Source organism: Pseudomonas sp. SWRI81 (assembly GCF_014268545.1).
GTDB lineage: Bacteria > Pseudomonadota > Gammaproteobacteria > Pseudomonadales > Pseudomonadaceae > Aquipseudomonas > Aquipseudomonas hamedanensis.
In genome coordinates this window covers 60,994-73,280 of sequence record NZ_JABWQS010000025.1, presented here as the reverse complement: position 1 = coordinate 73,280, position 12,287 = coordinate 60,994, and the positions used below count along the sequence as shown (strand labels likewise).

Sequence of the window (12,287 nt, the reverse complement as noted above, 5' to 3'; positions counted from 1 at the left end):
CTGACCGTCAGTGAAACGGAACGTTGCGAGGGATGTAGCAATACCCGTGCCTAAAAAAAACGGCTTATAAATGAAGGCGTTGAAAAACAGGCGTCAATCATCCGCCTGTTCGTCTCCTCCGGCCCGGCTCATGCCGTACTTGCGCATCTTCTCCACCAGGGTGGTGCGACGGATGCGCAGACGCTCGGCAGCACGGGCAACAATGCCATTGGCATCGTCCAGCGCCTGCTGAATCAGGCCCTGTTCCAGACCACCGAGGTAGTCCTTGAGGTCCAGGCCTTCCGGCGGTAGCAGCGCGTTGGCGCCGAAATCCGGAGTGTGGCCGTTGATCGCCACACGCTCTTCGAGGTCGCTGCGCAGGCTGTCGACCATTTGCTCGTCTTCGTCGTCGACGTAGCGGAATTTCTTCGGCAACTCGACCACACCGATCACCCCGTACGGGTGCATGATCGCCATGCGCTCGACCAGGTTGGCCAGCTCACGCACGTTACCCGGCCAGCCGTGACGACACAGCGACATGATCGCGGCCGAGTTGAAACGGATCGAACCGCGCTTTTCGTGTTCCATGCGCGAGATCAGCTCGTTCATCAGCAACGGGATGTCTTCGACGCGCTCACGCAGCGGTGCCATCTCGATCGGGAACACATTCAGGCGATAGTAGAGGTCTTCGCGGAAACTGCCAATCTCGATCATGCTTTCGAGATTCTTGTGGGTCGCGGCGATGATGCGCACGTCAACGCTCTGGGTCTTGTTGCTGCCCACCCGCTCGAAGGTGCGCTCCTGCAACACGCGCAGCAGCTTGACCTGCATCGGCAGCGGCATGTCGCCGATTTCGTCGAGGAACAGCGTACCGCCGTTGGCCAACTCGAAGCGGCCGGCACGGCTGGTGATCGCCCCCGTGAAGGCACCCTTCTCGTGGCCGAACAATTCGCTTTCGAGCAGCTCTGCCGGAATCGCTCCGCAGTTGACCGGCACAAACGGCGCATCACGGCGCTTGGAGTGGTAATGCAGGTTGCGCGCGACCACTTCCTTGCCCGTGCCGGACTCACCGAGGATCAGCACGCTGGCGTCGGTATCGGCCACTTGCTGCATCATCTGACGCACGTGCTGGATCGCACGGCTGGTGCCGACGAGACTGCGGAATAAATTAGGTTCGCGATGACGGCCGCGCTCGCGGGCCTGGTCGTACATCTCGCGATAGACCTGGGCACGGTGCAACGAATCGAGCAATTTGCTGTAGCTGGGCGGCATTTCCAGGGTCGAAAGCACCCGGCGACGCTGGTCTTCAGGCAGGTCAACGGAAGAATTATCGCCCATCAACAAAACCGGAAGGAACTCATCCCAGGTTGCGAGTGTCTTTAGCAAGCCCAAAAGTGCACCAGGAGCATTCACGGTCCCGATCAGTACACAAATGACTTCACGACTAGACGACAAAGAGCCGACTGCCTGCTGCCAGTCATGGCTGCCGCAGGGTAAATTTTCTTCGCCAAGAAAATTTAATATCACCGCCAGGTCGCGGCGGCGGACGCTATCGTCATCGATCAGCAGAATTTTGGTTTCACGCCACATGCAATAGCAACTTCCCTAGTCAACTCAATGCCCGAAATCAGGGGCAAGCGAGACGCTTGCAGGACACCATGTGCCTGTAGACGCCTTAAATCTGGAAACAGCCACTAGTTAAGTCAAAAAACCGTGCACAGTCAAATTTATGGCGCATATGCCTGGATTAACTGGGGGTTAATTAACCAAACAGATGGTAAACCTTTGCCGCTTTCTGCGCCTGGGTGATCTGCGACATCTCGTTGGCTATCGCCTGCCGCTCACCCATCGCCACCTCAAGAAGCTCCTTGTAAACGAACAGCAGCTCTTCGAGGTTGTCGCGCAAGGCGACTTCGTCCAGCGCAGCTTCCGCCATGACGTCTTCCATGCAGGAACGGCAAGCCAGATCCAGCTCACCAATAGCTTCCCAGTTGCGTTCGGCCAGCGCACTGACCAGCGCCTCACGGGTATCGGCGATTCGCTGCAATACAAGACTCATGGTGATCTCCTTCAGAACTGCGGAGCCGGCACAGGTGCAATGGCATCCCAGCCTTCTTTTACCGTTGTCAGCAGGCCCGCCACCTCATCGAGGATACGCGGATCGCTGCTGATGTTCGCCTCGGCGAGGCGCTTCATCATGTAGATATACAGACCATCCAGATCGGCCAGCGCCTCTGCATTGTTTTCCAGGTCGAGGCCTTCACGCAGGCCACTGACGATACCGATGGCCTTGCTGATCGATGTGCACTTGGCGGGAATGTCCTTACGCTCGATGGCGCCTTTGGCCTGAGCGATACGCGCCAGACCACCTTCCATCAACATTTGCACCAGGCGGTGCGGGCTCGCTTCGGATGTCTGGGCGTGTGCGCCGACTTTCTGGTACTGCCGAAGGGCTAACATCGGATTCATGTTCTACCTCATTGCCACAATGACTCGTCTAACCAGTGTATCGCCAACGAGTCACAGAACTTTAGATCAAAAGACAAAAACCCGGCGCACGCCGATAAAGCGTAGCCGGGTTTTTGTCGTTACTACTTGTTACTTCGCAGACTGCTGAGCATTCAGCGAGCTGAAGAACGACGTGATGTTGCTCGCCGTCGCCTTCATTTGCCCCACGAGCAAGTCCATGGCGTTGTACTTGGCGGTCAAGGTTGCCGTCAGGTTGGCAACGCGCAGATCCAGCGCCACCTGCTGCTTTTGCAGGCTCGATGTCAGATTGGTCAGGTTGGAGCTGCGCTGATCGAGCAGACCGCCTGTCTTGACGTACGGATCAACCGCCGCGCTCATGCGCGCCAATAAACCATTCTTGGCGTCGGTGCCGCTGAACAGCTGCTGAACCTGGCCGGCCATGCCCGGCGTTTCCATACGCTTGTTGAACACCGCGGTGTCGAGCGTCAGCAAACCGGTCTTGTTGTCGGTCAGCACGCCCATCTGCGACAGCACGGACAATTGGCCTTGCCCGCCAGCCCCCGGATCGGTCAGCTGGGCACGGATATCAGCCATCAGCGAACGTGGCAGAGCGTCACCGGTAAACGCGGCAGACACGGTCAGATTACCGTCGGCATCCGCTGTAGCCTTGGACAGCGTATCGACCGTTTTCTTCAGCGTGTTATAGGAATCGATGAAGGTCTGCAGCGATGTCTGGATCCCGGCGGTATTAGTCGCGACCGACACAGTCGCCGGCGTTGGCACACCGCCCACGACAGGGCTCGCGGTGACCAGATTCAGGGTCATGCCGCTGATTGCACCGGTCACGGCATTGGTCTTGCTCGTAACGGCCAGGCCGTCAATGGTCAGGCTAGCATCCATGGCCAGGTTACCGACGGCTCCGGACGCGCCTGGCGCCGGGCTGTCGCCCATCTTCTGGGTGCCGTCGATTTCCAGGCCGGCGATGCCGCTGACCTTCAAATCCATGCCGGCGCCCGTCTTGTTCGAGCTCAGCACCAGACGCGAAGACCCGGTACTGTCAGTCACGATGTTCGCGGAAATACCGTTGCTGGCCTGTGCGGTGTTGATCGCATCACGCGTGGACTGCAACGTTGCATTGGCCGGAATCTCGACATTGTAATCAGTGCCATTCTGACTGATTTTCAGAGTACCACTCGGAATGGCACTGGCGGCCCCGCCGGCAAAGGCGGCACTGGCAACTTTCGAGCCGGTGGCCAGGTTTTTCACGACGACGCTGTAAGTACCCGGTACGGCGGTTTTATCCGAGGTAGCACCGACCACCGTTGGCGTGTCAGACGTTGCGGTAAAACCGGCAAACGCCGGGCTTGAGGCCTTGTTCAGATCGGCCATAGCCTTTTGATAAGCCGCCAGCGCGCTTTTCAGCGAACCGACGCCGGAAATTTTCAGGCTGTTGGTTTTGGTCGCGGTATCGATCTGCGTCTGCTTGGCAGACTTGTCGGCGTTGACCAGCGCGGTCACGATCGCGCCGATGTCCAGGCCGGAACCCAGTCCGGAACCCGGTAGAATTGGACTTGCCATGTGCATCTCCCTTCAGATTGTTGCCATTCTTTTGACCGTTACAGGCGTCTTGGGAACGAGCAAACACTATTCATGCCATTTATCAGACTTTGGCGTCGAACAACACGTGGCTTGCATTGGCAAGACTGTCCGCCAGTTTGAGGGCTTCGGCGGAGGGAATCTGCCGAACGACCTCACCCGTCTCGCTTGCGATCACCTTGACGATGACCTTTCCGGAGTGCTCATCGATAGAGAACTCCAGGTTGCGCTTGATCGATTGGACGAACTTCTCGATCTCCTGCACAGCCAGTTTCAACTTGGCGTCATCCGTACCCTGACGTTTACGGTCAGCGACCGGAGCATCGGCCTGCGTAACTTTTGGTGTCTCTGACGGCTTGTCAGCAACCGGTATCGCTGCCTTGGGAGCCGGATAAGACACGTTAAGCTTTACGCTCATGTCCATGCCCATCACCTCCTAACGTAAAAAAGCGAGAGAGCACGACAAGCGCACTCCCCCGCTCAAACTCATTCCGAATTACTGAAGCAGCTTCAGTACAGCGGAAGGCAGTTGGTTGGCTTGAGCCAGAACCGAAGTGGAAGCTTGCTGCAGGGTTTGCTGCTTGGTCAGGTTAGCAGTTTCTGCGGCGAAGTCGGTGTCCTGTACACGACCCTGAGCAGCGGTGGTGTTTTCAGTGATGTTCTGCAGGTTGGAGATGGTGCTGGTCAGACGGTTTTGCGAAGCACCCAGGCTGGCGCGGGTTGCACCGATGTTAGCGATAGCTGCGTCGATTGCAGTGATCGCGCTGTCGATGGCAACAGCAGCGTCAGAAGGGCTGGCACCGGTCAGAGCCAGAGTGCCGCTACCTACCGACAGGCTTACTGCGTCAAACTTGCCGCTCAGTACCAGGTCGATGTGGTTAGCCGAACCGGTGTTTGCACCCACTTGCAGGGTCACAGTACCAGCCGAACCGTCCAGCAGGTTTTTGCCGTTCAGGTTGGTCGAAGCCGAGATACGGGTGATCTCGTCGGACATCTGAGCGAATTCAGCGTTGGTAGCGGTCTGGTCAGCAGTGCCGTTGGTACCGTTACGGGCTTTAACAGCCAGTTCACGCATACGCTGCAGGATGTCGGTAGTAGCTTGCAGAGCGCCTTCAGCGGTCTGGGCAACGGAGATACCGTCGTTGGCGTTCTGGATGGCCTGGGTGTTACCGCGGATCTGCGAAGACATACGGTTGGAGATCTGCAGGCCAGCGGCGTCGTCTTTGGCGCTGTTGATTTTCAGGCCGGAAGACAGGCGCTGCATCGAAGTGGACAGAGCGTCGGAAGCGCGGTTCAGGTTCTTCTGAACGTTCAACGATGTGGTGTTGGTGTTTACTGTTAAAGCCATGACGAATTCCTCGTTGGTTGGGTACTGCGGCTTCCGGCCCTGGCAACCGCCGGGTATGGCCTAGAGAACCTTCGTAATAGTTATCGTCGGGTTTGCAGGTTGCTTGAGGGCTTTTTGAAAAAAATTTGCCATCACCCTGCCACCCCCGAGAAAACAAAGACTTAGCAGCACGTCCACCGTGAAAAAATGACGTCATAAAACCGGCTGTAGCGCGAAGCCGCGGGCCAGCGCCATGGAGCGCTTCAGCTCTGCACGCTTTCCAGCAATTCAACCAGCTCGTATTCCATAGAATCGGCCAGACTCAACCAGTCCTGACGCTCCTGACATTCGAGCATTTGCATCAGCACTTGTGCCCATGCCTGCTGAACATCTACAGATGAAGAGGACAGACATTGCTGGGCCTGTTCGAACACATCGACCATCGTCAGTGCCGCTTCGACGTCACGCCCCAGGCGAAACAAAGCCGCGCATTGGCGGCACTGATCCTGACTCTGCCTCAGCGCACTCATTGCATGAACTCCGGATTGAAGGAAGCCCCGGCGATCAACGCACCGGCGCGGCTGCTGTTGAAAAATTCGACATGGGGATTCGCGGCAATATAACGCTCCAGTACGCACAGATAACCGCGAAAATTCAGCTGAGTGCTGACCCGCTGGCCATGGCCGTCACGCACCCAGTGCCGCGCCTGATTCACCGGTGGCCCCAGATCGCCATCGTCCCAGCCGGCGTGGGTCTTGTTCATCGGGAAGGCAAAGTCAGCACCAAACAGGGTGATGCGCGCGGCACCCATTTTTACCGCCAGATCCACCGCCGGGTGAATCACGCTGCCGCCGACGTGCAACTGGCCTCGCGGATATTGCTCGCGCAAGTGCGCGTAGATCGGGCTTGCGCAATAGCCGCCGTAGCGTTTGCCTTTCCACGCGTTCAATACCGTCGGATCACTCATCGGCAGATACACCAGCGGGATGCCGTCGGACTCTTCAAAAGGCAGATGACGGAAACTGATGCGCTGGTCGATGCTCACCACCAGGTCCGGCGCAATACCGTGTTCGCGCAAGGGGCGATAAGCGGTGTCCACGCAAATGAACAACGGTCGCTCCGCCCGCTGGCGGATCGCTGCCAGACGTTCGAAATGTTGCTCCAGGCTCGGCCCGGTCGCAATCACATAGACCTCCCGGCCGGTGCAAGTGCCGAACAGCTGCGCCACATCTGCATCGCCGAGCAACACCGGCAGGCATTCTTGCAAACGCTGCTGAATGGCCGGTGACTGCGCATCGAATTCGCGGTTATTGAATGTCAGGTGGATTTCATTGACCAGCCGATCACGGACCTTCGCATTGAAGTCGTCGGCCAGCAGCAGCTCGGCGGGCAAAGCAAAAAACGGCGTGAACAGGTCCGGGTGATCACCGGCATAGAACAACTCGACGCGCGGATCGTCCAGCCACTGGCGCTGATCGAGCAGCTGCAGCACCAGCGCGAACAACGCGCCGTTGAGGATGTGCACGTACAGCCGTTGCAGTCCTGCGCGCTCCAGGAGCAGGCCGGGCAAATCGCCGAGGCCGGTGCCATAGACGTGCAGTTGCGCTTTATCGGGCAGGCTCGCCGCCTGAATTTGCGCTTCATGAAGACGGTCGTGGCGGCTGGTGAGTTGAATGCCGCCAACGCTCAGCGTCGAGCCCAGCCCTTGCACCAGTTCGGCCTGGACGGCCGCGCTGTCTTCAGCCATCAGTCGCTCGAACAGCGCAGGCCAGCGCCGTTGCAACACCTCGGCATTGGCTTGGAAAAACTCGCTCATGGCGCCCCGCGCTCCTTTCAGGCAAAAAAATAGCGTTCAAGGTTAACCTTGAACGCTATTTTTGTATCCGTGGTTTTTAACCCTGCTTACGGACGATAGATGATCGCCGAGCCCCACGACAGGCCGACGCCGAAACCGCTCAGCGCAATGCGCTGCCAGTCGGAGTCGAGCACGTGTTTTTCCAGCAGCAGCGGGATGCTCGACGACACGGTATTGCCGGTCTCGACCATGTCCTTGATGAACTTCTCCGGCTCGCCTTCGAAACGCCGCGCCACGGCATCGACAATTGCCGCGCTGCCCTGGTGGATGCAGAACGCGTCGATGTCATCGGCTTTGAGGCCAGAATCATCGAGCAGCTCGTGCAAGTGCGCCGGGACTTTCAGCAAAGCGAAGTTGAAGACCTGACGACCGTTCATGAAGAACACGCCGTTGCTGACCTTCAAGTGCGGAGCGCCGGAGCCGTCCGTACCGAACTTGGCCTTGCCCAGCGCCCACGTCGGTTTTTCGCCCATCCACGTTGCGGTGGCGGCATCGCCAAACAGCATGGTGGTGTTGCGGTCTTCCGGGTCAACGATTTTCGAATACGGGTCAGCGGTGATCAGCAAGCCATTCTTCAGGCCGGCGGCTTCCATGAAGCCCTTGATCGCGTAGATGCCGTAGACATAACCGGAGCAGCCCAGGGAAATGTCGAACGCTGCAACGTTGGTCGGCAGGCCGAGTTTGTCCTGAACGATGGCTGCGGTGTGCGGCAGGCCTTCTTCGTCACCGTTCTGGGTGACGACGATCAGCGCGTCGATCGATTCACGTTTCAGTTCAGGGTTGCTGGCAAACAGCGCATTGGCCGCTTCCACGCACAGATCGGAGGTTTCCTGCTCAGCGTCTTTGCGCGGCAGGAACGCCGAACCGATCTTGCCAAGGATGAATTCTTCATCCTTCTCGAATTTTGCACCTTGTGCGTAATTGTCCACGCCGGCTACAGGAACGTAGCTCGCAATGCTTTTTATGCCAATCATTACGGCTTCCCAATAAAAAACAGCCCAAAACCACCGCTCGCAAGGATTCGAGGGGCGCCGACAAACAGAAAACGGCCGCCATAACGGGCAGCCACGGGAAGCGCAAAGGGCTATCACTGGAACCGCAAAACGGGCCAGGCGCCATCTCCCCGGTCAATACAATACAGTGAAGATGCGCGTTATGACTCGCAGGTCACGCTATTTTGCCGAATCGATGGCAGATTGGCCTATTCGACCAGCGACCAGTCCAGCGGCGTGCCGCGCTTGATCGCGGTGCGTGCATGGCGACCGAGGACAGCTTCGGCGTGCTTGGGCGGCAGGCCGAGACCGGGGCGGATGGCGCGCAGATTGTCTGCGGTGAAGGGCTCACCGGCCGCCATATCAGCGGTGACGTACAGCGAGCGGCGATAGACCAGCGACTTGCGCTCGGCCTCGGTGACACCGTAATGCACCTGCCCGAGCGCCTGCCAGGCACGCTCGGTTTCGACGACCAGACTGGCCATTTCCGCAGGTTCCAGGGAAAAGCTGGCATCCACGCCACCGGCCGAACGGTCGAGGGTGAAGTGCTTTTCCACGACTGTCGCCCCCAGCGCCACCGCCGCCACCGACACGCCAACGCCCATTGAGTGATCCGAGAGCCCCACCTCACAGCCAAACAGCTCGCGCAGATGCGGAATCGTGCGCACGTTGCTGTTGAGCGGAGTCGCCGGATAGGTGCTGGTGCACTTGAGCAGAACCAGATCCTTGCACCCGGCCTCGCGGGCGGCGCGCACGGTTTCATCGAGTTCGGCGATGCTGGCCATGCCGGTGGAAATGATCAGCGGTTTGCCAGTAGCCGCCACACGACGTATCAGCGGCAGATCGGTGTTTTCAAAACTGGCGATCTTGTACGCCGGCACATCGAGGCTTTCGAGAAAATCCACTGCGCTGTCATCGAACGGCGTCGAGAATGCGAGCATCCCCAGCTCTTTGGCGCGGGCGAAAATCGGCGCGTGCCACTCCCACGGCGTGTGGGCTTTTTCATAGAGATCGTAGAGCGACGTCCCGGCCCACAGACTGCCCGGATCCTTGATGAAGAACTCGCCTTCAGCCAGATCCAGGGTCATGGTTTCGGCGGTGTAAGTCTGTAATTTCAAGGCATGCGCGCCGGCCTTGGCCGCAGCCTCGACAATCTGCAGAGCGACGTCGAGGGACTGGTTATGGTTACCACTCATCTCGGCAATGATGAACGGCGGCGCATCGGCACCGATCGTGTGGTGACCAATCTTGAAACTAGGCATGCGGGTGATCCTTCAAAACTCGGGTGAACGCGCAGGTCTCTTGAGTAAACCCGGCGTCGCGAAAAACTTTCATCGAAGACTGATTGGCCGGCACGACCCGGGCGCTGATGAGCGTCAGTTGCGGCCAATGTCTAACCACGAACGCCTCGCCACGGCTCAGCAACGCCCGGCCCCAGCCGAGGCCGAAACGCCCTTGCAGCAGATAGATCGAAACTTCGGCTTCGAACCCGCGCAAGTCGTAGCGCAGCACCCCGACCGGGCCGTCGTCCGCCTCGGCAATCAGCAGCAGCCGCTGCGGATTGCGCACACTCGCCGTCAGCCAGTTCACGTGTTGCGGCCAGTCGATGACGCCGGTTTCCAGTGACCAACGTCGCACTGGCTCGGCATTGCGCCCATCGAACAACAACTGCGCATCGTCCAGCGTTGCCGGGCGCAGCTTGAGCACCGCGCCAGCCAGTGCCGCCGCCACCCGTTCGGCACCGCGTCCGTCGACCAATTGCCGCGAGCGTTCGGCCAGACTCTGGCGCAGATAAAAATTGTTGGCGACGAAGCCGACCGCATCGCGCAACTGCGCAACGCTGACTTGCTCACGGGCGCCCAGAAAGACGTGCGCACCGGCGGCGGCCATGACTTCACCGTTGGCCTGCTGGTTGTTCGACACAGCGATGCAAATCGTCGGCAAGCCCAGCGCCGCGCGCTCCCAACTGGTGCCGCCGCCGGCGCCGATAAACAGATCCGCCTCAGTCATGCGCTGATGGAAATCGCTGACGAAACTGTGCAGGCGCCAGTTCGGCCGCGTCTCGGCCAACGCCTGCATCTGCGTCCACGCCGGGTTGTCGGCGCCAGCGACGAAATCAACCTGCAATTCAGTGAAATCAGACAGTGCCGACATCGCGTGATGGGTCTGCATCGCCGCATCGAACCCGCCGAAATTCACCAGTACCCGACGCGCCTTCGGCTTGATCTCGATGGCCGCGCAGTTGAACTCCTCACGCAGCATCGCGTAGCGCGGACCGAGCAAGGTGCGACAGCCTTCGGGCAGCAGCGGCGCGTAGTGTTCGCTGAGACCGGACAGGTTCTGATTAAGCAGCAGATCAACGCTGTAGCGCCGGGTGGCCAGATCGTCCACCGCGGCAATTCGGTGCGCCCAGCGTCGCGCGGCGGTTTGCCAGAGGTGATCGAGGCCGTAGTGGTCGGCGATGATCCAGTCGAGCATGGCCTGCCCGTCCAGCAGCAGGCCCAGGGCGTCGATGTCGAACTGCCACGGCAACATCGATTCAATGGCCTGCAGCGGGTCCTCATCGGGATAGCGCTCGGGCAGCGCAAAGGTCTCGAAGCCCTCGGCTTTCAGGGCTTCGAGTCGATGCCCTGGCAAACGCCGACAGGCAAACGCGACGTGACTGCCCTGCCTGCGCAGCACGCGCGCCAGGGTCAGGCAGCGGGCAATGTGACCGCTGCCAATAGTCGGCGAAGCGTCGGCGCGAATCAGCACTCTCATTGCAGTTCTCCGCCGGCCTTGAGCGCGGCGTACAGGTATTCGGCGCGCTTCCAGTCTTGCGGTGTGTCGATGTCTTGCACCAGATACCGCGGCAGAATCACCGGCAGGCTGGCGGGCGAATACAGCACATCACCGCGCAGCCACGCCTCGCTGCGCCCCCAATAAAACTGTCCGGCATCCTGAAACGCCTCGGACAAGTCCTGCGAGCGAGTGTTGCGAAACTCGGGATACAACGCGTGCAAGGCGCCCTGCCCGTCCAGTGTCAACGCCCGTTGCACCGGAAAAGCGAAATCGCAAACGGAGAAGGCAAATGATCGATCCGGATGTCGCTCCAGCAATTCGAAGCCCTGACGCAGATAGCGCGCCTGCAACAGCGGTGCAGTGGCGTAAATGCAGCAAGCGAAATCGAAGGATGGTAACTGCTGCAGTGCGTGCACGATGACCGCCGCAGTGCCGGTGAAGTCATCGGCCAGTGCTGCCGGACGCAAAAACGGCACCTGGGCACCGTGGGCTCGCGCAACGTCGGCAATCTCGACGTCGTCGGTGCTGACCACGACTTGTTCGAACAAGCCCGAATCCAGCGCGGTGCGGATCGAGCGGGCAATCATCGGCACGCCGTCGAACGGCAACAGATTCTTGCGCGGGATGCGTTTGCTGCCCCCGCGTGCCGGAATGATTGCGACGTTGCTCAAGGACGTTTTTCCAGCAGAAACCAGGTGACATCATCCGCCGGGAATTGCCCGTCGCGGTGATAAACGAAACCATAGTCGAGCAGTTGCAGATCGGCGTAGCGATCAAGCATTTCCCCGGCGAAATCGCGCTTGAACAGCTTGCCGCTGTTGCCGCGATAGGACACTTCAACCGGTGCCGGATTGTAGTACTCGGCGATGAGAATATAGCGCTGACTCAGCTCGTAAAGCTGCGCATAGGCGCTCGGCAACAACCCCGGGGCCAGATGGATCAGCACGCCTTTGCTCAAGGTCAGGTCATAGCGGCGCTCGCGGGGAAAGTCCAACAGCGAGCCGTGCCAGATCTGTGCAATGTCCAGCGCCCGGGCCTGCGCACAGGCGCTTTCATTGATCTCCACACCGAACAGCTCACAGCGCGGCAGCAAGTGATGCAGTGCCTGCAAATTGTTGCCGGCGTTGGTGCCCAGTTCCACCAGACTGTCGATGCGCCCGGCGCGGCTCAGCGCTTTGGCAAACAGCGCCAGATTGGCGGCCACCAGCGGTTGGCCGACGTTACGCTCGACGTACTGGTTGCCGAACTCACCCTGCCAGAATTTTTCCTGCTCGCTCAGTTCACGCAT

Annotated in this window: 13 protein-coding genes; all 13 read right to left on the bottom strand. The window is 59.5% G+C overall.

Annotated features, from left to right (window positions below):
* Positions 1-93: 93 nt before the first annotated feature.
* Entirely contained in the window at positions 94-1,569 is a 1,476-nt protein-coding gene (locus tag HU765_RS16735; RefSeq protein WP_186550717.1) for a sigma-54 dependent transcriptional regulator, read from the bottom strand.
* Between the two features lie 172 nt (positions 1,570-1,741).
* A complete protein-coding gene (locus HU765_RS16730; RefSeq protein WP_186550719.1) occupies positions 1,742-2,038 on the bottom strand; it encodes a flagellar protein FliT in 297 nt (98 codons plus the stop codon).
* 11 nt (positions 2,039-2,049) lie between these two features.
* Positions 2,050-2,448 (bottom strand): flagellar export chaperone FliS, encoded by a 399-nt coding sequence (fliS, locus tag HU765_RS16725; protein ID WP_186550721.1) that lies wholly within the window; start codon positions 2,446-2,448, stop codon positions 2,050-2,052.
* Positions 2,449-2,577: 129 nt separating this feature from the next.
* Positions 2,578-4,026 (bottom strand): flagellar filament capping protein FliD, encoded by a 1,449-nt coding sequence (gene fliD / locus HU765_RS16720; RefSeq protein ID WP_186621797.1) that lies wholly within the window; start codon positions 4,024-4,026, stop codon positions 2,578-2,580.
* An 82-nt stretch (positions 4,027-4,108) separates the two neighbouring features.
* Positions 4,109-4,468: a flagellar protein FlaG gene (locus HU765_RS16715; protein WP_186621795.1), complete on the bottom strand. Its 360-nt coding sequence runs from the start codon at positions 4,466-4,468 to the stop codon at positions 4,109-4,111.
* 72 nt (positions 4,469-4,540) lie between these two features.
* The gene (locus tag HU765_RS16710; RefSeq protein WP_186550727.1) at positions 4,541-5,392 is read right to left on the bottom strand and encodes a flagellin domain-containing protein; all 852 of its coding nucleotides are present in this window, start codon (positions 5,390-5,392) and stop codon (positions 4,541-4,543) included.
* 242 nt (positions 5,393-5,634) lie between these two features.
* Positions 5,635-5,901, bottom strand: a complete 267-nt coding sequence (locus HU765_RS16705; RefSeq protein WP_186550729.1) for a hypothetical protein — start codon at positions 5,899-5,901, stop codon at positions 5,635-5,637.
* The gene (locus HU765_RS16700) at positions 5,898-7,187 is read right to left on the bottom strand and encodes a 6-hydroxymethylpterin diphosphokinase MptE-like protein (protein WP_186621793.1); all 1,290 of its coding nucleotides are present in this window, start codon (positions 7,185-7,187) and stop codon (positions 5,898-5,900) included. The genes HU765_RS16705 and HU765_RS16700 overlap by 4 nt, the downstream gene beginning before the upstream one ends.
* A gap of 86 nt (positions 7,188-7,273) precedes the next feature.
* Positions 7,274-8,200, bottom strand: coding sequence for a ketoacyl-ACP synthase III (locus HU765_RS16695; RefSeq protein WP_186621791.1), 927 nt, complete (start codon positions 8,198-8,200; stop codon positions 7,274-7,276).
* A 227-nt stretch (positions 8,201-8,427) separates the two neighbouring features.
* Positions 8,428-9,480 (bottom strand): pseudaminic acid synthase, encoded by a 1,053-nt coding sequence (gene pseI, locus HU765_RS16690; RefSeq protein ID WP_186550734.1) that lies wholly within the window; start codon positions 9,478-9,480, stop codon positions 8,428-8,430.
* Positions 9,473-10,978 carry a UDP-2,4-diacetamido-2,4,6-trideoxy-beta-L-altropyranose hydrolase gene (gene pseG / locus HU765_RS16685; protein WP_186621789.1) on the bottom strand — a complete coding sequence of 502 codons (1,506 nt, stop codon included), beginning with the start codon at positions 10,976-10,978 and terminating at the stop codon, positions 9,473-9,475. The genes pseI and pseG overlap by 8 nt, the downstream gene beginning before the upstream one ends.
* Entirely contained in the window at positions 10,975-11,670 is a 696-nt protein-coding gene (pseF, locus tag HU765_RS16680; protein WP_186621787.1) for a pseudaminic acid cytidylyltransferase, read from the bottom strand. Before pseF ends, pseG begins: the two co-directional genes overlap by 4 nt.
* Positions 11,667-12,287 (bottom strand): pseudaminic acid biosynthesis-associated methylase, encoded by a 621-nt coding sequence (locus tag HU765_RS16675; protein WP_186621785.1) that lies wholly within the window; start codon positions 12,285-12,287, stop codon positions 11,667-11,669. The genes pseF and HU765_RS16675 overlap by 4 nt, the downstream gene beginning before the upstream one ends.

Coding starts and splice junctions, on each gene's coding strand:
- HU765_RS16735 (WP_186550717.1), bottom strand. CDS start 1,569: ATGTGGCGTGAAACCAAAATTCTGCTGATCGATGACGATAGCGTCCGC.
- HU765_RS16730 (WP_186550719.1), bottom strand. CDS start 2,038: ATGAGTCTTGTATTGCAGCGAATCGCCGATACCCGTGAGGCGCTGGTC.
- fliS (WP_186550721.1), bottom strand. CDS start 2,448: ATGAATCCGATGTTAGCCCTTCGGCAGTACCAGAAAGTCGGCGCACAC.
- fliD (WP_186621797.1), bottom strand. CDS start 4,026: ATGGCAAGTCCAATTCTACCGGGTTCCGGACTGGGTTCCGGCCTGGAC.
- HU765_RS16715 (WP_186621795.1), bottom strand. CDS start 4,468: ATGGACATGAGCGTAAAGCTTAACGTGTCTTATCCGGCTCCCAAGGCA.
- HU765_RS16710 (WP_186550727.1), bottom strand. CDS start 5,392: ATGGCTTTAACAGTAAACACCAACACCACATCGTTGAACGTTCAGAAG.
- HU765_RS16705 (WP_186550729.1), bottom strand. CDS start 5,901: ATGAGTGCGCTGAGGCAGAGTCAGGATCAGTGCCGCCAATGCGCGGCT.
- HU765_RS16700 (WP_186621793.1), bottom strand. CDS start 7,187: ATGAGCGAGTTTTTCCAAGCCAATGCCGAGGTGTTGCAACGGCGCTGG.
- HU765_RS16695 (WP_186621791.1), bottom strand. CDS start 8,200: ATGATTGGCATAAAAAGCATTGCGAGCTACGTTCCTGTAGCCGGCGTG.
- pseI (WP_186550734.1), bottom strand. CDS start 9,480: ATGCCTAGTTTCAAGATTGGTCACCACACGATCGGTGCCGATGCGCCG.
- pseG (WP_186621789.1), bottom strand. CDS start 10,978: ATGAGAGTGCTGATTCGCGCCGACGCTTCGCCGACTATTGGCAGCGGT.
- HU765_RS16675 (WP_186621785.1), bottom strand. CDS start 12,287: ATGCGTGAACTGAGCGAGCAGGAAAAATTCTGGCAGGGTGAGTTCGGC.